General features: G+C 71.5%; 12 protein-coding genes. 2 read left to right on the top strand and 10 right to left on the bottom strand.

Annotated features, from left to right (window positions below):
- Positions 1-20 precede the first annotated feature (20 nt).
- From Pka01_RS27130 to Pka01_RS27160, 7 genes are all read right to left on the bottom strand, one after another.
- Positions 21-1,541, bottom strand: coding sequence for a glycosyltransferase family protein (locus Pka01_RS27130; protein WP_203885730.1), 1,521 nt, complete (start codon positions 1,539-1,541; stop codon positions 21-23).
- An 83-nt stretch (positions 1,542-1,624) separates the two neighbouring features.
- Entirely contained in the window at positions 1,625-3,031 is a 1,407-nt protein-coding gene (locus tag Pka01_RS27135) for a hypothetical protein (protein ID WP_203885731.1), read from the bottom strand.
- Between the two features lie 5 nt (positions 3,032-3,036).
- Positions 3,037-4,860 (bottom strand): glycosyltransferase family 2 protein, encoded by a 1,824-nt coding sequence (locus Pka01_RS27140; protein ID WP_203885732.1) that lies wholly within the window; start codon positions 4,858-4,860, stop codon positions 3,037-3,039.
- 139 nt (positions 4,861-4,999) lie between these two features.
- A complete protein-coding gene (locus Pka01_RS27145; RefSeq protein ID WP_239115361.1) occupies positions 5,000-6,205 on the bottom strand; it encodes an acyltransferase family protein in 1,206 nt (401 codons plus the stop codon).
- Positions 6,206-6,532: 327 nt separating this feature from the next.
- Positions 6,533-8,095, bottom strand: coding sequence for a glutamine-hydrolyzing GMP synthase (guaA, locus tag Pka01_RS27150; protein ID WP_203885734.1), 1,563 nt, complete (start codon positions 8,093-8,095; stop codon positions 6,533-6,535).
- Between the two features lie 144 nt (positions 8,096-8,239).
- Complete coding sequence (locus Pka01_RS27155) at positions 8,240-9,910, bottom strand: FAD-dependent oxidoreductase (protein ID WP_203885735.1); 1,671 nt, start codon at positions 9,908-9,910, stop codon at positions 8,240-8,242.
- A gap of 8 nt (positions 9,911-9,918) precedes the next feature.
- Positions 9,919-11,475, bottom strand: coding sequence for a succinic semialdehyde dehydrogenase (locus Pka01_RS27160; RefSeq protein ID WP_203885736.1), 1,557 nt, complete (start codon positions 11,473-11,475; stop codon positions 9,919-9,921).
- Positions 11,476-11,586: 111 nt separating this feature from the next.
- Here Pka01_RS27160 and Pka01_RS27165 point away from each other — a divergent pair, with 111 nt between their 5' ends.
- Positions 11,587-13,563 (top strand): beta-propeller domain-containing protein, encoded by a 1,977-nt coding sequence (locus tag Pka01_RS27165; protein ID WP_203885737.1) that lies wholly within the window; start codon positions 11,587-11,589, stop codon positions 13,561-13,563.
- A gap of 7 nt (positions 13,564-13,570) precedes the next feature.
- On the opposite strand, the gene Pka01_RS27170 is transcribed toward Pka01_RS27165, so the two are convergent.
- Positions 13,571-15,313 carry a glycerol-3-phosphate dehydrogenase/oxidase gene (locus tag Pka01_RS27170; protein ID WP_239115374.1) on the bottom strand — a complete coding sequence of 581 codons (1,743 nt, stop codon included), beginning with the start codon at positions 15,311-15,313 and terminating at the stop codon, positions 13,571-13,573.
- A gap of 225 nt (positions 15,314-15,538) precedes the next feature.
- On the opposite strand from Pka01_RS27170, the gene nagA reads away from it, so the two are divergent.
- Positions 15,539-16,675 (top strand): N-acetylglucosamine-6-phosphate deacetylase, encoded by a 1,137-nt coding sequence (gene nagA / locus Pka01_RS27175; RefSeq protein ID WP_203885738.1) that lies wholly within the window; start codon positions 15,539-15,541, stop codon positions 16,673-16,675.
- Positions 16,676-16,707: 32 nt separating this feature from the next.
- Here the strand turns inward: nagA and Pka01_RS27180 are convergent, their stop codons facing one another.
- Together Pka01_RS27180 and guaB are read right to left on the bottom strand one after the other, a co-directional pair.
- Entirely contained in the window at positions 16,708-17,826 is a 1,119-nt protein-coding gene (locus Pka01_RS27180; protein ID WP_203885739.1) for a GuaB3 family IMP dehydrogenase-related protein, read from the bottom strand.
- A 92-nt stretch (positions 17,827-17,918) separates the two neighbouring features.
- The gene (guaB, locus tag Pka01_RS27185; RefSeq protein ID WP_203885740.1) at positions 17,919-19,400 is read right to left on the bottom strand and encodes an IMP dehydrogenase; all 1,482 of its coding nucleotides are present in this window, start codon (positions 19,398-19,400) and stop codon (positions 17,919-17,921) included.
- Positions 19,401-19,688 lie beyond the last annotated feature (288 nt).

Raw genomic sequence — 19,688 nt, forward strand, 5'->3', positions numbered from 1 at the left:
GCGGTCTTCCGGTGCGCCGATCAGCGCCGGACGTTCCCCCGCATCGCCGCTCCGAGGACGCGCGCCCTGGTCACGGCACAGCGCAGCGGTCCCGTCCTGCTGACGACGAGCCCGGCTCCTTCCGGGGTGCCGCGCAGCCTGACGCGGCGTCCCTCGAAGTCGGCGACGACCCGGTCGTCCCGCATGACGCTCAGCGGCACCGCGGTCTCGGCGCCGAACCGGTCGCGGGCGACCAGCCGCAGCCCCGCCTCGCCGTACGGCAGGGCGCGTTCTGGCAAGTCGCAGGACCAGGAGAAGAACCCGGGCTTGGCCCGGGTCACGTGGACCTCCCGGCGGCAGACGGCGTCGCCCACCTCGAGCAGCAGGTCGGGGCGGACCTCTCCCTGCGTGGCGAGGAGCCCGGGCGCGAGGACCTGGCCGACCACCCGGAGCAGGGTGGAGTGGCCGGCCGTGCGAACCCTGCACACCACGGCGGTCAGCGGCTGGACCCTGAGCAGGTCGCCGAACGTGTCGAGATCGGGCAGGTCCAGGTAGACGCGGCCCGCGAGCACGCGGAGCCGTCCCCTGGCGGCCGGGCGCCGTATCGTCTCCGGCTCCCCAAGGCAGGTACCGACCGCGCGCAGCCCGTCGTCCAGACGGCCGCCGCGCCGCGCCAGGGCCTCGGTGAGGATCTCGGTCATCACCGGCGGGGAGATCTCCTTGAACATGATCGACGTCCGGTGGGCGAAGTCGGCGAGACCGGCGTCGTCGAGTGTGGCCGCGGCGGCCTCGGCGTGCCGGAGCTGCGTGGCGCCCACCCAGCGCATGAGAGCCCGCCGCACCTCGGGCGGCCGGCCCTCACAGTGCCCGGCGACCTGCTCGGCGTCCGCCAAGCGCGCCATGATCCCGTCCTCGTCGAGGCGGGGATCCTGCCCACGGAAGGGGTCCCGGCCGTGTGCCGGGTTCTTTCCGCGTGCCGGGTCCAGGTCGTTGGCCGGCCCGCAGCAGACCTGGTCGCTCAGCACCAGGCGGCGCGCGTCGAGCATGAGCGCCAGCAGGGCGGGGACGCCACGGGACAGATCGGCCCGCGTGGTCGCCACCAGCTCACGCGCGAAGAGCTTGTTCGACGCGGGCCCGCCGCAGACGATGTCCGGCGCCTCGGCGACGGACCCGATGACCCGCTCCCCCAGTGCGAGCTCCCTGCGCCAGGCGCAGCCGGGATCCGCATGGGCCATGTCACCGACGACCACGTCGGCGTCGTGCCGGGTGGCCAGTTCCATCAGGCCGTCCAGCCCTCCGGGCACGTACACGTCGCCTACCTCGAGGAAGGCGAGATGGCGGCCCTGAGCGCCTGCCACGGCGGCGGTCACGGTCTCGGCCCGCCGCATCGGCTTGCCCAGCACGCGGACCTCGTCCGCCGGGTCTCCGCCGGAGTCCTCCTCGACGAGGATCACCTCGACACGGTGGCGGAACCTCTGGGCGTCGATGGAGTCGAGAGCGTCTCGCAGCCATCCGCCCGCGTCCCGCGTCGGCAGGATCACGCTCACTTCAGGCTTTGCCATTGTCCCCCCCGGGCGTCGCATGCGACAGCGAACTGAAACGTTACCGTCACGCATAGTGACGGCCGTTTTGCTTTGCCAGCTCTTCACGTGCGCTTCAGACGCGGGATAAGCGCGCGTCGCCGGGAGGTGGGGACCCGCGGGGCCGGTTCTCTCCTCCGGCCGGACCGGCCGGGCTCCCGCGGCCGGTCCGGGACGACGGCCTCACGCCGGACGATTCCCCAGGTCTCCCCGGCCTCCCAGAGCGTCGCGAACGTCTCGTGGACCAGATCGTCCAGGGCGTCCCCCGGCCGGGCGAGGCGGCGGGCCCTGTTCACGGCGGCTGTGCGCTCCAGCCTGGCGCTGACGACGCTCTCCTGCTCGTCGAGTGCCAGCGACAACACGCCGAGGCCCTTTCTGTCGGCCAAGGCGAGGATCGATTCGAGGGTGCCCCGCGAAGGCACCCAGCCCGGCGGGCAGTGGAAGCGGAAGGGGACGGCGAGTTCCGGATCGGGGACGTGCCCGGCGAAGGACACCCTTGACTCGTCCGCGTAGGCGTCCCGGATCGTTTGTGCTCCGCCGCGCGGCAGGCCGGCCACGATCACGGCGACGTCGCGCAGGTCGCTCGCGAGCAGACCGTCGACCGTGGCCTTCACGTCCTGAACGGCCTCGCCCGCCGCGGCCACGACGGCCTCGACGTACGGCACGAGGCAGGTCCGCCCGAGCCGCCTCCTGAGCCGGCGCATCGACGGCACGCGCTCGGCCAGGTACGCCCGGTCGGGCCCGGCGGCGGCCCGGCCGATGTGCACACTCCGTGCACGCCGTTCGGGCACGAAGACCGCCCCGGCCTGGGCAAGCCGGTATCCCAGCTCGAGGTACTCCCGTGCCGGCTCCAGCCCGCCGCTCGCGCGCAGCAGAGCCGCCGGCACCGAGGCGGGTGCGCCCACCATGGCGGTGAACGCCTTCATCCCCGCCTCCCGCAGGTCCATCTGCCCGCCCTCTTCCCGCGAAGCTCCGTGCCGGTCCGCGAACCTCTCGAGCGATCCGGCCTCGACGGCGGCGAGCGCCTCGGCGTCGAGGGCCCCGCCGTACGCGCCGGGCACGTGCCGCGGACGGCTCAGGACGACGAGGTGGTCCGCGAGGTGGTGCCAGCGCATGTGCGCCTCGACGTGGCCGGGAGGGACGAGCAGATCGGCGCCGAGCAGATGGACGACCCCGTCGTCCGACGGTCCGGCCGGCGTGTCAGGCGTCCACGGAGTTCCCGGCTCCGGCCGGATGACGCGGGTGCCGGGAAGCGAGATCGGCGGTCCGTCACCGGCGTCCACGACGACGATCTCCATCAGGTGACGCGGATAGCTCTGGGCCGCCAGCCCCGCCAGAGCCAGAGGCAGCGTCCGCTCGTGACCGCGGGTGAAGACGACCACGCTGACCGGCAGCTCCGGCGTCCACGCGCCCGGCTCAGGCGGGTCGCCGAGCACGCCGTAGTCGTTGAGCGGGATCCGGGCGTGGGCCATCGGCGTCACCCCCGCCCGCCGCGCATGGGGGCGCGCTCCATCAGGGAGTTGAAGACCAGGCCGCGCCACTGCTCCTCGTAGGACGTGAGAAACGACTGCACGGGCGGCTGCCACGTGTGTTCACGCGCGTTTCTGCGGCGCAGCAGGTAGTTGAAGCCGTGGGAGCGGTAGATCCGCCCGCCGGCGGCCAGCACGGCGTCGAGCAGCTGCCCGTCGACGGTGCGCGGGATGGGCCGGAACCCGCCGACCGCATCGAACATCGCCCGGGTGATCAGCATGGTTCCCCCGGCCACGAAAGGCGCGAACCGCTCCGTGCCGACGCGCCGCCTGATCGTCACGTCGAGGGGTTCCAGATAGACGAACTCCGGAGCGGAGCCGACCAGGTCGGCGCCGGAGTAGCGCTGGGCCAGCAGGAGGTCGGCGAGGTGGCCGGGCCCGTACCAGTCGTCGTCGTCGACCTTGGCGAGGAACGTCCCCGAGGCCACGGCGGCCATCCGGTTGAGAACCGCACCGAAGGGCAGCCCGCCGGGGGCCTCGACCACCGTGACCGGGAGGTCCGTGGTGGGCGTCACGCCGGCAGGCAGTCCGTGGAGCCCGACGACGAGCTCAAGCCGTACGCCGCGCTGACGTTCCATCTGCTCGATCGCGAAGGGGAGCATCTCCGGCCTGCGCGTGCAGAGCAGGACCGACACGAGCGGCTCGGGAGGCACGGGCAGGCCTGCGGACGCGGCGACGGCTCGCCAGCGGGGAACGGCGCCGTGCGTGCGCAGGGCGATCCCGCGCAGCCGGATCGCGATCTCCTCCCGCCGCAGGTCGGTCGCCAGGTCCTCCACACGCACCGCCGCGACCGCGTGGGCCAGTTCGGGCCCGAGGGCAGCGTCGCGTTCCGCGTCGGGGCGGACGATCACCGGGATCCCGGCGGCGGCGAGTTGGGCGACGATTCTGGCGGCGGTCCTGGCCGTGGCCGGCCCTTCCCCGCCGGAGGGTGGGATCACCACGCCCCTGACGTCCCTGAGGCGGGCCACCTCGACGTCCGTCAGCTCTCCGCGCGGCCCCAGCCGTACGGGCACGTCCGATCCGCAGGTGACGGCGGGGCCGGGGCCGAGCGTCGCGACGGGGCCCGTGGGGTGCCGCCGGAAGCCGATGGGGTTGATCACGGCCTCGTCGACCGGCGGCAGCGCGCCGGGATCGACGCGATCACGACCCAGGTTCATGTGGGGACCACCCGCACGCACGTCGGCGCGGTCACCGTCGAGGCTGAGCAGCAGGTCGCAGCCGGGGGCGTCCCGGCGTTCCGGCGTCTGGAGCGCGTGGTCGGCGGGCGCCGCGTCGGCGTCGCCCGGCCGCCACTCGCCGGCGTGATCGCCCGCGAGGCCGATCACCGGCTGGCCCGGCCGGCGGCCCGTCCCGGAAAGGCCGCGCTCCACCGCGGCGACCACCTCTCCCGCCGCGACGGGTTCGGTGAACGACACGTCGAGGTGCCAGCCGGTGGACGTACGGGTGATCCGGAGGTCGGCGAGCCGCGCCCAGGCGCCCGACTGGCCGGGTACGGGCGTCGGCGGCGGCGCCCACGGAGACGTCTCCGCTAGCACGACGCGGATCCGTGCCGCGCTCGGGAGCAGCCCGCGCACCGGGACGAGCACGCGCAGATCCCGCGACGTCCGCACGGCGACGACCACGCAGTCGAACGGCTCTCGCGGCGCACCCGCCGCGTCCAGGTCATGCCATGGGCCCTTGAAGCCGTCGGCGACCCGGCCGAGCGATTCCGGGCAGTGGCCGAATCCGACGCTCGTTCCCCAGGTCCGCGATCGGGGGGTGGATCGGAACAATCCCGGCCTCCTCCTCGAATCGCCCTGACCCCGGTCGCCGGTCTCAGGGCGGCGACCCGGGACAGCATCGCGAAACGCGCGGCCGCGTGCCGTGGTCCTTGGCCGAACGTTTACGGCCGGCGGTTCATGGTCCGGGCGGTCATCCTTCCGAGGACGCGGTCCGGGGCGACCTCAGCGAACGGCTGACCCGCTTGCCGAGCCGCTGCGCCGGGGCCTCGACGAAGCGGTACGTCAGCCAGCTCAAGGTGAGGAGCACGGCCAGATATCCCAGGCTGACGGCGTACTGGAGCGCGGCGGGCAGGCTCCGCAGATCGCCCATCAGGGAGTTCAACCCCCGCAGCAGGGGATGGTGGAGCAGGTAGATCGAATAGCTGATCAGGCCGATCCACGTCAGCACGCCGGGGATGGGGCGGCCGCGCAACGCCATCCCGAGGGCGAACGTGCCACCCGCGAGCGCCATCGTCGTGATCCAGACGTCCGGCTGGACCCACCACCAGCCCGCCTGGATCGACCACACGGGCGAGACGGCCACCAGGGCCGCCGACACCACCACCGGTGTCAGGCTCCCCGTGCCCGCCTCCCAGCGCTGGATGGCCGTACCGGTGAACATCACCGCGAGGATGGCCGCGCCGAACCAGGGCACGAAGCTGGAGAACACGAGCAGCACCAGGGCCATCAGCCCGAGGGAGTACGCGGCCACCGTCCGGTGACGGCCCGAGATCAGGCACGCCAGCCCGGCGATGAAGATCACGCAGGTCACGACGGCCGGCCATTCGCCCGGCAGCAGCGGCGCCGACAACACCAGACCGGAGCCGATCGCCACGACGCCGAACGCGATGGCCAGCAGGCCGCTGCGCCGGTGCGCCCCGCCCACGAAGAGCGCGGTGACGATCAGGTAGAACACCATCTCGTATGACAGCGTCCACATCGGATCGGCGACTCCGCCCATGTGGACGACGTCGAGCAACATCGACAGATGCGCCGCCACGGACGACGCGTGCCGCGGGACCTCCGTGCGCACCGGCACCCAGATCGCCATCACGAGCACGAGCCCGATGACCACGAGATAGAGCGGGTAGAGCCGGAAGACCCGGCTGATCCAGAAGGTCCTGACGTCTCCCCTGTGCTCCAGAGATGCGGGGATGATGTACCCGCTGACCAGGAAGAACACCAGAACGCCGTACATGCCGAGGTTGAACCAGTACGGTCGCAGCGCGGGCATGAGCCACGGGAGCATGTGCTCGGCCACCACGGCCATCGCCCCGATGCCGCGTAACGCGTCCAGCCAGGCGAGGCGGGCGGCCTGGGTGCGTGCGGGTGCGACGGCGATCTGTGGGGCAATCACCAGCCTCAACTTACCGCTGGCGCCCGCCCCACACCCATATGTACGCCTTTTTCACCCTCCCCTGCCATGATCATGCAATTCCGGACACCGCCGCCGCCCGCCCCATGCGCGTGATCATGCAATTGGTGACAGCGGTCGTCACGTGCCGACGACAGGCCGATGGATCACTGGCCCGCCGACGTCACCGAACATGTGCATGATCACGAATCGCATCGCGGCAGGCCGGCCATGGAATTCCCGAATCCGTGCATGATCACAAAACGAGAAGGCGCAGCTCAGGCGGCACGTTCACGAACTCGTGCATGATCACGCTAGAAAAGCGGGGGGTTACTCCCACTCGATCGTGCCGGGGGGCTTGCTCGTGACGTCGACGACCACCCGGTTGATCTCGCGAACCTCGTTGGTGATCCGGGTCGAGATGCGGGACAACACTTCGTACGGCACGCGGGCCCAGTCGGCCGTCATCGCGTCCTCCGAGGTGACGGGCCGCAGGACGACGGGGTGACCGTAGGTGCGGCCGTCGCCCTGTACGCCGACCGAGCGGACGTCGGCCAGCAGGACGACCGGGCACTGCCAGATGTCGCGGTCGAGCTCCGCACGGGACAACTCCTCGCGTGCGATGGCGTCGGCCTCGCGGAGGATGTCGAGCCGCTCGGCGGTCACCTCGCCGATGATCCGGATGCCGAGCCCGGGGCCGGGGAACGGCTGCCGCCAGACCATCGCCGAGGGCAGGCCGAGCTCCTCGCCGGCCCGCCGGACCTCGTCCTTGAACAGCGTCCGCAACGGCTCGACCAGCTGGAACCGCAGGTCGTCGGGCAGGCCGCCCACGTTGTGGTGGGACTTGATGTTCGCGGTGCCGGTGCCGCCGCCGGACTCGACCACGTCGGGGTACAGCGTGCCCTGGACCAGGAAGTCCGCGGGGCCGTCCGCCAGGATGGCCCGCTGCTCGTCCTCGAAGACGCGGATGAACTCCCGGCCGATGATCTTCCGCTTCTCCTCGGGGTCGACCACCCCGGACAGGGCCTTGAGGAACCGCTCGGCGGCGTCCACCACCCGGAGCTTCACCCCGGTCGCGGCCACGAAGTCACGCTCGACCTGCTCGGCCTCGCCCTTGCGGAGCAGGCCGTGGTCGACGAAGACGCAGGTGAGACGGTCGCCGATGGCGCGCTGGACGATGGCGGCCGCCACGGCGGAGTCCACGCCGCCCGACAGCGCGCAGATCGCCCTGCCGTCGCCGACCTGCTCACGCACCGCCGCGACCGCGTCCTCGACGATGTTGAGCATGGTCCACGACGGACGGCACCCGGCCGCCTCGAGGAAGTGCTTGAGGACGGCCTGGCCGTGGGCGCTGTGGAGGACCTCGGGGTGGAACTGCACGCCGTACAGGCCCCGCTCGGGGTCCTCGATCGCGGCGACCGGCGTGGCCTCGGTGGACGCGGTGACGGCGAACCCGGCCGGCGCCCCCGCCACGGAGTCGCCATGGGACATCCAGACCGACTGCGTGGACGGCAGACCGGCGAACAGCACGCCGTCGCCCAGCACCTGCAGCGAGGTGCCGCCGAACTCCGCGAGCCCCGTCCTGTTGACGGTCCCGCCCAGCGCCTGCGCCATCGCCTGGAAGCCGTAGCAGATGCCGAAGGTCGGGACGCCCGTCGTGAACAGTCCCTCGGGGACCGGAGGGGCGCCCTCGGCGTACACGGACGAGGGGCCGCCCGACAGGATGATCGCCTTGGGCTTCCTGGCCAGCATCTCCGCCACCGGCATCGTCGACGGGACGATCTCGGAGTAGACGTGGCATTCACGTACCCGGCGGGCGATCAGCTGCGCGTACTGCGCGCCGAAGTCGACCACCAGGACCGTGTCGAACTCAGACACCGGAAGGACCCCCAAAGGAAACGAGCGGTGTCATCAGTCTATCGGCGCGGTTCCGCCGCCCACCCTCCACACGGTCCCGGGCCCGCAACCGACCCCTACGCGCCCCAAATGACACTTCGTCGCCCGCGATCGTCGTCGCCCGGGCCTCCTGAGGGGGTCCTAGGTGATCCCCACGATCGGCAGCCGGAGCGCTCCCGGGGCCGACGCCGGCACCACCGGATGGAGCGGCGCGACCGGCGAGACCCTCGCGTAGGCCGATCCCGCCGCCGGGCGAGGATCGGCCTCGCCCTTGTTCGGCCACAGCGCCATGGCCCGTTCCGCCTGCGCGGTGATGGTGAGCGAGGGATTGACGCCCAGGTTGGCGGAGATCGCCGACCCGTCGACGATGTGCAGGCCCTCGTACCCGTAGACCCGGTGGTAGGCGTCGATCACCCCGGTCTCCGGGGAGTCGCCGATCGCGCAGCCGCCGAGGAAGTGCGCCGTGGCCGGGATGTCGAACAGGTCGAGCCAGGATCCGCCCGGCATGCCGCCGATCTCCTCCGCGGCCAGCCGTGCGGCCCGGTGCCCCGCGGGGATCCAGGTGGGATTGGGCTCGCCGTGGCCGGGGTCGGCCCGCAGCCGCCGGCCACGGAGCGAGACCGTGACCGAGTTGTTCTTGGCCTGCATGACGAGGGCGATGACGGCCCGTTCCGACCATCTCCGGTGGTTGAACAACCGGGGCACCAGGTGCGGCCGGCGCAGGGCCGCGCCGAGGAACTTCAGCCAGCGGGGCGCCCTGCCCCCGCCGTCCACGAGCAGCGTGCGGAGCATGCCCATCGCGTTGGAGCCGTCTCCGTACCTGACCGGTTCGATGTGCGTCTCGGCGTCGGGGTGGATCGACGAGGTGATCGCCACCCCGCGGTTGAGCTTGTCCCCCGTGACCTTGAGCCGCTCGAAGCCGAGCAGCGCCTCGGAGTTCGTCCTGGTCAGGACGCCGAGCCGCGGCGAGAGTCCGGGCAGGGTCGTCGCCCTCAGGGTGTGGAGCAGCCGCTGCGTGCCGTACGTGCCGGCGGCGAAGACGACCTGCCTGGCGGTGAAGACGCGGGTCCCGCGCGGGGAGCCGGTCCTGCGGGCCGTGACCTCGTACCCGCCGTCGATCGGGCGCACGCTCCTGACGGTCGTCTCGGGATGGACCGTCGCCCCCGCGCTCTCCGCCAGGTGGAGGTAGTTCTTGACCAGCGTGTTCTTCGCGCCGTGCCGGCAGCCCGTCATGCATTCGCCGCACTCCAGGCATCCCCGCCTGCGCGGCCCCACGCCGCCGAAGTACGGATCGTCGACCTCGACGCCGGGGGCCCCGAAGAAAACCCCGACGGGAGCGAGGTGGAAGGTGTCGCCGACGCCCATCCGCTCGGCGACCTTCCGCATGACCTCGTCGGCGGGCGTCACCGTCGGGTTCCGCGTCACCCCCAGCATCCGTTTGGCCTGGTCGTAGTAGGGAGCGAGCTCACTCTTCCAGTCCGTGATGTGGCTCCACTGGGGGTCGTCGAAGAAGGGGTCCAGCGGCTCGTAGAGAGTGTTCGCGTACACGAGTGACCCGCCGCCCACCCCGGCGCCGGCGAGGACCATGACGCCGCTTCCGCCGCGCAGCAGGTGGATCCGCTGGATGCCCTTCAGCCCGAGCCGCGGGGCCCACAGGAAGTCCCCGGCCCGCCAGGACGTCTTGGGGAGCGTGCCGTCCTCGAACCGCCTGCCGGCCTCCAGCACGCCGACCGAGTAGCCCTTCTCCGTCAGGCGCAGGGCCGTCACGCTCCCGCCGAAACCCGACCCGATGACGACGACGTCGTAGTCCATGGCAGTCCCTATTTGAGGTGGAGCCGCTTCATCGTCTTGAGTACGCCGGCGAGCGTGTCGGCGTACTTGTCGTACGACATGCCGAGCATCGGCTCGAAGCCGAGCCACGACGCCTGGCTGGCGACGGTCTGTACCTCGGTGTACTTGAGCAGGCCCTCGGATCCGTGGCGGCGGCCGAGCCCGGAGGCCTTCATGCCGCCCATCGGGGCGTCGTAGGACGCGTAGGCCGAGCCGTACCCCTCATTGACGTTGACCGTGCCGGCCTTGACGCGGGCGGCGAGCCGCCCGGCCCGTCCGAGGTCGCGCGTCCAGACGGAGGCGTTGAGCCCGTAGGCCGTGTCGTTCGCGAGAGCGACGGCCTCGTCCTCGTCCGAGAACCGGTAAAGGGCCACGACGGGGCCGAAGGTCTCGTCGCGGCACAGGGCCATGTCCCCGGTGACGCCCTCGAGGACGGTCGGCTCGTAGAACAGCGGCCCGAGGTCCGGCCGCGCGCGGCCGCCGGTCAGGACCTTCGCGCCCTTGGCGACGGCGTCCGCAACGTGCTCGGTCACCGCGTCGAGCTGCCGCCGATGGGTCAGCGACCCCATCTGGGTGTCCCAGTCGGACCCCGCGGCGATCTTCATGTTCTCCACCGCGCGGACGAACTTGTCCCGGAACGCGTCGGCGACCGAATCCTGCACGTAGAGCCGCTCGATCGAGATGCACAGCTGGCCCGCGTTGGTGAAGCACGCCCGGATGGCGCCCTGCGCGGCCAGGTCGAGGTCGGCGTCGTCGAGCACGATCATCGGGTTCTTGCCGCCCAACTCCAGCGAGCAGCCGACGAGCCGGGCGGCGGCCTCCACGGCGATCTTCCTGCCGCCCCTGGTCGACCCGGTGAACGCCACATAGTCGGCGCCGTCGATCAGCGGCTCGCCCACGTCCTCGGGGTCGCCGAGCACGACCTGCCAGATGTCGCGCGGCATGCCCAGCTCGGCCAGCAGGTCGATCGTCCAGAGGGTGGACAGGGCGGTCTGCGTGTCCGGCTTGTGGACGACGGCGTTGCCCGCGATCAGCGCGGGGACCACGTCGGTCACCCCGAGCGACAGGGGATAGTTCCACGGGCTGATCACGGCGACGACGCCCTTGGGATGGCGGAGCTCGGTCACCCGGGTGGCCAGCGGGAAGATGCCCCGGCGGCGCTGCGGCTCCAGCAGCCCGGGCGCGCGCCTGGCGAAGTAGAGGCTGCAGCCGGCCACGTCGAGGACCTCCTCGAACGCGTGCCGCCTGGCCTTGCCCGTCTCCGTCTGGACGATGTCGAGGATCTCGTTCCTGCGGTCGATCATCGCGTCGTGCAGCAGCAGGAACGGCCTGATCCGCTCGCGGGCGGGCAGCGCGCCCCAGGCCTCCTGCGCGGCCCTGGCCTTGGCGTACGCGGTCCTGACGTCGCCGGCTGAGGAGATCGGGACGTCGGCGAGCGGCTCACCGGTGAACGGGACGGCGATCTGCCGGGTCTTGCCCTCAGAGGTGACGTGCGCGAGGACTCGATCGACCATGGCGCTGTCGAGCGTCCGAATCGTGGCGGCCATGGCGGAAGAATATTCCGGAGACCTCCCTAAAGCTACTGATTGGTAAAGCGACCTTCAGGCGCCCCCGAAGGAGCGCTCGAACCGAAGCCCGCCGCGATACGTCCTAGGGGCATGAGGACATCGATTCGCACGGCGGGCGCCATCGCCCTGGCCGGGCTTCTCGCCACGGCGTGCACGGAGGGGCGCGCGGCTCAGGCTCCGCCGCGGGTCGACCTGACCGACAAGGTCTCCCTCGTCTCGTACACGAGCTGCGACGACATGCTGAGCGACATCCGGCGCAAGACCGCTGAGAACGTGACCCCCTGGGGCGTCGGCGGCCCCGGGTTCTACGGGCTGGCGGAGGACGCCGCCCTCCCGGCGACGGCGGCCGCCAAGGGGGCCGCCCCGGACCAGTCGTACTCGACGACCAACGTCCACGAGGCGGGAGTCGACGAGCCCGACCTGGTCAAGACCGACGGGCAGCGGATCTTCACGGTCAGCCAGGGCGTGCTCCGCGTCGTCGACATCGACAGCCGCCGGGTGACCGGCACCCTGCGCCTCGTCCCCAAGGAGCAGTCCTGGGCGCAGGCCGACCTGCTGATCTCCGGAAATCGCGCGCTGGTCCTGTTCGAGGGCATGGGCGGGATGATCCCGCTGGGCGCGGTGGCCAAGGTGCGGCCGGGGCCGTCGGGGACCACGTACATGCTCGTCGACCTGTCCGGCCCGCCGAAGGTGGTGGCCACGATGACCGCCGACGGCGCGCACGTCGACGCCCGGCAGGTCGGATCGACCGTGCGGCTCGTCGTCCGGTCCCAGCCGAACATCACGCTCCCGCCCCCCAAGCCCGACATGTCCGAGTCCAGGATGCTCGAGCGCAACCGCGAGGCCGTGCTGGCCGCACCGGTCAACGCCTGGCTGCCGTCCTTCCAGATCGAGTCCGACGGGGTCACCCGTACCGACGCGGTGAAGTGCGAGCAGATCAGCCACCCGGCCGAGTACACCGGGACCTCGATGCTGACCGTCCACACGATCGACCTGGCCGCCGACCAGACCTTCTCCCCCGACTCGCCGATCAGCGTGGCCGCCGACGGCGACACCGTGTACGGCACGGCGACCAGCCTCTACGTCACCAGCAACCCCCGCTGGTGGACGCGGCCGATGATCATCGATGACATGCCGATGCCGACTCCCCGGGCGACGGACAGGCCGCGCAAGCCGTCTCCCACGCCGACGACGCCTCCCGAGCGGACCGAGGTGCACCGGTTCGACATCACCGCAGCGGGCTCCCCCCGCTACGTCGACTCGGGCTCGGTGCCCGGACGGCTGCTCAACCAGTACTCCTTGTCGGAGAGCAAGGGCAACCTCCGGGTGGCCACGACGTCCAACTCGGAGACGTTCGGCGGGAACCGCGAGTCGAGCGAGAGCGGCGTCTACGTCCTCGACGCGACGAGCCTGTCCCCGGTGGGCTCGGTGACGGGGCTCGGCAAGGGCGAGCGCATCTACTCCGTCCGCTTCATCGGCGACGTCGGCTACGTGGTCACGTTCAAGCAGACCGACCCGCTCTACGCCCTGGACCTGCGCAACCCGGCCGACCCCAAGGTCACCGGCGAGCTGAAGATCTCCGGCTACTCCTCCTACCTGCACCCCGGCGGGGAGGGGCGCCTGCTCGGCGTCGGCCAGGAGGCCACCGAGTCGGGCCAGACGCTCGGCACGCAGATCTCCCTGTTCGACGTGAGCGACCCGGCCAGCCCGAAGATCGTCTCCCGGTTCCTCCAGGAGAAGTCGGGCTCCGAGGCCGAGTGGGACCCCCACGCCTTCGTCTACTGGCCGCAGTCGGGCCTGGCGATGTTGCCCCTCCAGAGCTGGACGGGCGACTTCGTCCAGGGCAGCTCCGCCCTCGTTCTCAAGGTCGGCGACGGCGGGATCGACAAGGTCGGCATGATCAGCCATCCGAGCAAGAACAAGGGCGACGGCTCGTTCGCCCCGGTCGACAACGGCATCCGCCGCTGCGTCGTCATCGGGGACGCCATCTGGACGGTCTCCGACGGCGGCCTCAAGGTCAGCGACGCGACGAGCCTCGCCGACCGGGCCTGGATCCCCTTCGTGTGATCCGGCGTCAGACGCCGTGACCCTCCGGGAGGGCGACCGGAACGATCTCGGGTGCACCGAGACGGATCGCGTCGGCCTCCCGGTCGGTGTCCTGCTCCTGTGAGGCCCGCTCGGCCTCGACCCTCTTGGTGAAGTACTCCACCTCGCGCTTGACCTGCTCGGTGTCCCAGCCGAGCGGCCGGGCCATGAGCTCCGCCGCCTCCTGCGCGACGGCGGAGCCGCGGTGGAAGGTCTCGATCGAGATACGGGTCCGCCGGGTCAGCGCGTCGTTGAGATGGCGGGCGCCCTCGTGGGTGGCCGCGTGGACGATCTCCGCGCGCAGGTAGTCGTCGGCGCCCGAGAGCGGGCGCCCCAGCGAGGGGTCCCTTTCGATCAGCTCGAGCACCTCGTCGATCATGGAGCCGTACCGCTGGAGCAGGTGCTCGATCCGCGCGACGTGCAGTCCGGACGAGCGGGCGAGCCGGTGACGGGAGTTCCACAACGCCCGGTAGCCCTCCGCCCCCGCCAGCGGGACCTGGTCGGTGCAGGACGGGGGCACGCGCCGGTCGAGGCCGTGTGCGACGGCGTCGACCGCGTCGGCGGCCATCACCCGGTACGTCGTGAACTTGCCGCCGGCCACCATGACGAGGCCGGGGACGGGGTGGGCCACCACGTGCTCCCGGGAGAGTTTGGAGGTCTCCTCCGACTCCCCCGCGAGCAGCGGCCGCAGCCCGGCGTAGACGCCCTCGACGTCGTCCCTGGTCAACGGCACCGCGAGGACGGAGTTGACGTGGTCGAGCAGATAGTCGATGTCCATGCGTGAGGCGGCGGGATGGACCTTGTCGAGCGTCCACTCCGTGTCGGTGGTGCCGATGATCCAGTGCCTGCCCCAGGGGATCACGAACAGCACCGACTTCTCGGTGCGCATGATGATCCCCGTCAGGGAGTGGATGCGGTCGCGCGGCACCACGAGGTGGATGCCCTTGGACGCCTTGACGTGGATCTGGCCGCGCCCGCCCACGAGTTCCTGGATGTCGTCGGTCCAGACCCCCGTGGCGTTGACGACCTGGCGGGCCCGGACGTCGAACTCGGTCCCGCTCTCCAGGTCGCGCACGCGGACACCGGTGACCCGCTCGCCCTCGCGCAGGAAGCCGACGGCCTGGGCACGCGACGCCACATCGGCCCCGTACGTCGCGGCCGTCCTGAGCATGGTCATCACGTATCGGGCGTCGTCGACTCCGGCGTCCCAGTACTGCACGGCGCCGGTGAAGGCCGACCGTTTGAGGGCGGGCGCGATGCGCAGCGCCCGCCGCCGCGACAGGTGCCGGTGGCCCGGCATGCCCCGGCTGTAGCCGAAGGACAGGCCAAGCGTGTCGTAGAGCACGAGCCCGGCCCCCACGTACGGCCGCTCCCAGCCGGGATGGGTCAGGGGGAAGAGGAAGGGCACCGGCCTGACCAGGTGCGGAGCGATCCGCTGGAGCAGCAGCGACCGCTCCCGCAGCGCCTCCCGCACCAGGTCGAAGTTGAACTGCTCCAGGTAGCGCAGCCCCCCATGGATCAGCTTGGACGAGCGCGAGGACGTCCCGGAGGCGAAGTCCCGCGCCTCGACGAGGCCGACGGACAGGCCTCTCGTCACGGCGTCGAGGGCGACGCCGGCGCCGACGACGCCGCCGCCGATCACGACCACGTCGAGTTCCTGCGATGCCATCCGGTCAAGGGCGGCGGAACGCTCTGCGGGGCCGAGCGCCGCGGTGCCCATCCGCGCGGTCATAAGGCTCCCTCTGTACGGCTTTCGCCTGTGCGGACGTTTTCCTACCCGTAGGTCCTGACCAGCAAATCCTACTTCCATCCCCGCCCGGCAAATGATCTTCATCAGTGCGGTTGACGGGGGGAGAACAGGCGTGAACCCCGGGAAAGATGCCGCTTTTTTGCTATAAACGAGCCGTTCGACCTCCCCCATTCGGCGATCCCGGCCCCCGGGCGGAAAGATGGGCGCATGAGCCTCACTGTCTCTGATGTTCGCCTCGTGACGCCGGAAGGGGTCCACGACGGCTGGCTGACCATCGAGGACGGCAAGATCACGCACGTCGGCCGTGGTCAGGCGCCGGGCAACGGCCGGTCGCTGGGCGGCCGGACGGTCGTCCCCGGCTTCGTGGACATCCACACCCACGGCGGCGCCGGGAGCTCCTACCCGGACGGCGATGTGGACAAGGCGGCCCAGGTGGCCGCCTTCCACCTCGGGCACGGCACCACGACCACGCTCGCCAGCCTGGTCACCGCGGCGCCAGCCACGCTGGCCCGGACGGCGTCCGCCCTGGCCGACCTCTGCGAGCAGGGGCTCATCGCCGGCATCCACTTCGAGGGCCCGTACATCTCGAAGGCCCGCTGCGGCGCGCACGACCCCGCGCTGCTGCGCGAGCCCGACCGGGCGGAGTTCCGCGAACTGATGCGGGCCGGGCGCGGCCACGTCCGCATGCTGACCATCGCGGCGGAACTGCCCAACGCGCTCGACGTCATCAGGGACGCCGCCGCCGAGGGGGTGATCGCCGCGCTCGGCCACAGCGACGCCACCTACGAGCAGACGATCGCGGGAATCGAGGCGGGCGGCAGCGTCGCCACCCACCTGTACAACGCGATGCCGCCGCTGAGCCACCGCGACCCCGGCCCGATCGCGGCGCTCCTCCAGGACGATCGGGTCACCGTGGAGCTCATCAACGACGGAGTCCACGTCCACCCCGCGATGTTGCGTCTCGCCGCGCACGAGTCGGGACCCGCCCGGACGGCGCTGATCACCGACGCGATGGCGGCGGCCGGCATGGGCGACGGCCGCTACCCGCTCGGCCCGATGACCGTCGACGTCGAGGACGGCGTGGCCCGCCTGTCCGAGAACGGCACGATCGCCGGAAGCACGCTGACCATGGACGTGGCGTTCCGCCGCACGGTGCGCGAGATGGGGGCCTCTCTCGTGGACGCGTCCGCGATGGCCTCGCTGACCCCGGCCCGGGTGCTCGGCCTCCAGGACGAGATCGGCTCGATCTCCCTCGGCAAGTACGCCGACCTCGTCGTCCTCGACGAGGATCTGCGCCTCGACGGCGTCATGCGGCGCGGCGTCTGGGTGCGGGAACCCGCGTGATCACCCGATCACGCGGGATCCGCTCCCGGTGATCAGGGCTGCGGAGGGGCGACGACGACCTCGACGCGCTGGAACTCCTTGAGGTCGGAGTAGCCCGCGGTCGCCATCGTGCGGCGCAGCGCGCCCATGAGGTTCATCGAGCCGTCGGCCACGGTGGACGGTCCGTGCAGGATCTGCTCCAGCGTCCCGATCGTGCCGAACTCGACCCGCCTGCCCCGCGGCAGGTCCGGGTGGTGCGCCTCCGACCCCCAGTGGAAGCCGCGGCCGGGGGCCTCGGCGGCCCGCGCCAGAGGCGAGCCGACCATGACGGCGTCGGCGCCGCAGGCGATCGCCTTGGCGATGTCCCCTGAGCCGCCCATGCCTCCGTCGGCGATGACGTGCACGTAGCGGCCGCCCGACTCGTCCATGTAGTCGCGGCGCGCGGCGGCCACGTCCGAGATCGCGGTGGCCATCGGCACGACTACGCCGAGCACGTTGCGGGTGGTGTGCGAGGCGCCGCCGCCGAACCCGACCAGCACGCCGGCCGCGCCGGTCCGCATCAGGTGCAGCGCGGCGGTGTAGGTGGCGCAGCCGCCGACGATGACGGGCACGTCCAGCTCGTAGATGAACTGCTTGAGGTTCAGCGGCTCGGCCCGCCCCGACACGTGCTCGGCCGAGACCGTGGTGCCGCGGATGACGAAGATGTCGACGCCGGCGTCGATCACGGCCTTGTGGTGCTGCACCGTGCGCTGCGGCGACAGCCGGACCGCCGTGGTCACACCGGCCGCGCGGATCTCCGCGATGCGCCGCGCGATCAGCTCGTCCTGGATCGGCGCCGTGTAGATCTCCTGGAGCCGCCGCGTGGCGGCCTCCTGGTCGAGGGTGGCGACCTCCTCCAGCAGCGACGTGGGGTCGTCGTACCGCGTCCACAGTCCTTCGAGGTCGAGGACGGCGAGGCCGCCCAGCCGGCCGATCTCGATCGCGGTCGCGGGCGAGACGACGCTGTCCATCGGGCTCACCACGAGCGGCAGTTCGAACCGGTAGGCGTCGATCTGCCAGGAGATCGAGACCTCCTCGGGGTCACGGGTGCGCCGGGAGGGCACGATGCCGATCTCGTCCAGCGCGTACGCGCGACGGCCGCTCTTGCCGCGCCCGATCTCCACCTGAGTCATCTCGCCTGCTCTTTCCCATTCATGTGCGTACGGCTCCCGCCGGGCGCGCGAGCCGTACCGTGCCGGTCGCCTCCCCTGGGGAGGCGGTCTCCCTAGTGGCGGTGGTAGTTCGGCGACTCGACCGTCATCTGGATGTCGTGCGGGTGGCTCTCCTTGAGGCCCGCCGCCGTGATGGGCATGAGCTGGGCCTTCTCGTGCATCTCGGCGACCGTGCGGGAGCCGGTGTACCACATGCCCTGGCGCAGGCCGCCGACCAGTTGGTGGGCCACGGCGGCGACGGGCCCGCGGTAGGGCACCTGGCCCTCGATGCCCTCGGGGATGTACTTGTCCTCGCTGGAGACGTCGGCCTGCGCGTAGCGGTCCTTGCTGAAGGAGGCGCCGCCCCGCTCGCGGTTGCGCACCGCGCCGAGCGAGCCCATGCCCCGGTAGGACTTGAACTGCTTGCCGTTGATGAAGATCAGCTCGCCGGGCGACTCCTCGCATCCCGCGAGCAGCGAGCCGAGCATGACCGTGTCCGCGCCGGCGGCGAGCGCCTTGGCGATGTCCCCCGAGTACTGCAGGCCGCCGTCCCCGATGACCGGGATGTTCGCGGGCGCGCAGGCCAGGGCGGCCTCGTAGATCGCGGTGAGCTGCGGTGCGCCCACACCCGCCACGACCCTGGTGGTGCAGATCGAGCCCGGCCCGACACCCACCTTGACCGCGTCGGCGCCCGCGTCGACCAGCATCTGCGCGCCGGCCCTGGTGGCGATGTTGCCGCCGATGACCTGCACCTTGCTGTTGGTCTTGATCGTGGCGATCATCTCGGCCAGGCCCTTGGAATGGCCGTGGGCCACGTCCACGACCACCACGTCGACCCCGGCCTCGACCAGCGCCTTGGCGCGGAGCTCGGCGTCGTTGCCGACGCCGATCGCGGCGCCGACCATCAGGCGCCCGCTCGCGTCCTTGGTGGCCAGCGGATACTGCTCGCTCTTGGTGAAGTCCTTGACCGTGATCAGGCCCTGCAGGCGGCCGGCCTCGTCCACGATCGGCAGCTTCTCCACCTTGTTCTGGCGGAGCAGCCGGAAGGCCTCGTCGCGGGAGACGCCCGCCGGGGCGGTCACGAGCGGCATGCGGGTCATGACCTCGCGGACCGGCCTGGCCTGGTCGGTCTCGAATCGCATGTCGCGGTTGGTCACGATGCCGACCAGGACGCCGTCGGCGTCGGTGACGGGCACGCCGGAGATCCGGTAGGTGGCGCACAGCCGCTCGACGTCGGCGAGGGTGTCGTCGGGAGCGCAGGTCACGGGATTGGTCACCATGCCCGCCTCGGAACGCTTGACGAGGTCGACCTGACCGGCCTGCTCCTCGATCGAGAGGTTCCTGTGGAGGATGCCGATGCCGCCCTGACGGGCCATCGCAACGGCCATCCGCGCCTCGGTGACGGTGTCCATGGCGGCGGACACCAGCGGGATGCGCAGCACGACGTCCCGCGACAGGCGCGTGGTCGTGTCGGCCTCTCCCGGCTGCAGATCCGAGTACGCGGGAACCAGGAGCACGTCGTCGAACGTGAGTCCCTGTTCGGTGAACTTGGCCATCTTCCAACCCTCCTGCCTGGCGCACCCCTCGCCAGACCCCGAGGTCAGTCTAGTGGGCTCCTCCGGACGCGGTTCCGGGGTTCCCTCCGGGCCCGGTGGCGCGTACGGGCCTCGACCTGGGCGGGAGCCCGCCCATGGAGGGGCCGACTCCGGAGTCGGCCCCCGAGGCGGCTCCGGAGAAGGCGGAGAAGACAAGGTGGGGGGACCGGCGTGCGGTCCCCCCACATGTGCGTCACTCGGGCCACGCCATCGAGCCCCCCTCCGCGCTCGAAAAACGTGCCGTTCGCT

The sequence above is a fragment of the Planotetraspora kaengkrachanensis genome, assembly GCF_016862895.1.
GTDB lineage: Bacteria > Actinomycetota > Actinomycetes > Streptosporangiales > Streptosporangiaceae > Planotetraspora > Planotetraspora kaengkrachanensis.

What these genes read in the sequence shown, in the direction of transcription:
- Pka01_RS27130 (WP_203885730.1), bottom strand. Translation starts at nt 1,541, where the DNA reads ATGGCAAAGCCTGAAGTGAGCGTGATCCTGCCGACGCGGGACGCGGGC.
- Pka01_RS27135 (WP_203885731.1), bottom strand. Translation starts at nt 3,031, where the DNA reads ATGGCCCACGCCCGGATCCCGCTCAACGACTACGGCGTGCTCGGCGAC.
- Pka01_RS27155 (WP_203885735.1), bottom strand. Translation starts at nt 9,910, where the DNA reads ATGGACTACGACGTCGTCGTCATCGGGTCGGGTTTCGGCGGGAGCGTG.
- Pka01_RS27160 (WP_203885736.1), bottom strand. Translation starts at nt 11,475, where the DNA reads ATGGCCGCCACGATTCGGACGCTCGACAGCGCCATGGTCGATCGAGTC.
- Pka01_RS27165 (WP_203885737.1), top strand. Translation starts at nt 11,587, where the DNA reads ATGAGGACATCGATTCGCACGGCGGGCGCCATCGCCCTGGCCGGGCTT.
- Pka01_RS27170 (WP_239115374.1), bottom strand. Translation starts at nt 15,313, where the DNA reads ATGACCGCGCGGATGGGCACCGCGGCGCTCGGCCCCGCAGAGCGTTCC.
- nagA (WP_203885738.1), top strand. Translation starts at nt 15,539, where the DNA reads ATGAGCCTCACTGTCTCTGATGTTCGCCTCGTGACGCCGGAAGGGGTC.
- Pka01_RS27180 (WP_203885739.1), bottom strand. Translation starts at nt 17,826, where the DNA reads ATGACTCAGGTGGAGATCGGGCGCGGCAAGAGCGGCCGTCGCGCGTAC.
- guaB (WP_203885740.1), bottom strand. Translation starts at nt 19,400, where the DNA reads ATGGCCAAGTTCACCGAACAGGGACTCACGTTCGACGACGTGCTCCTG.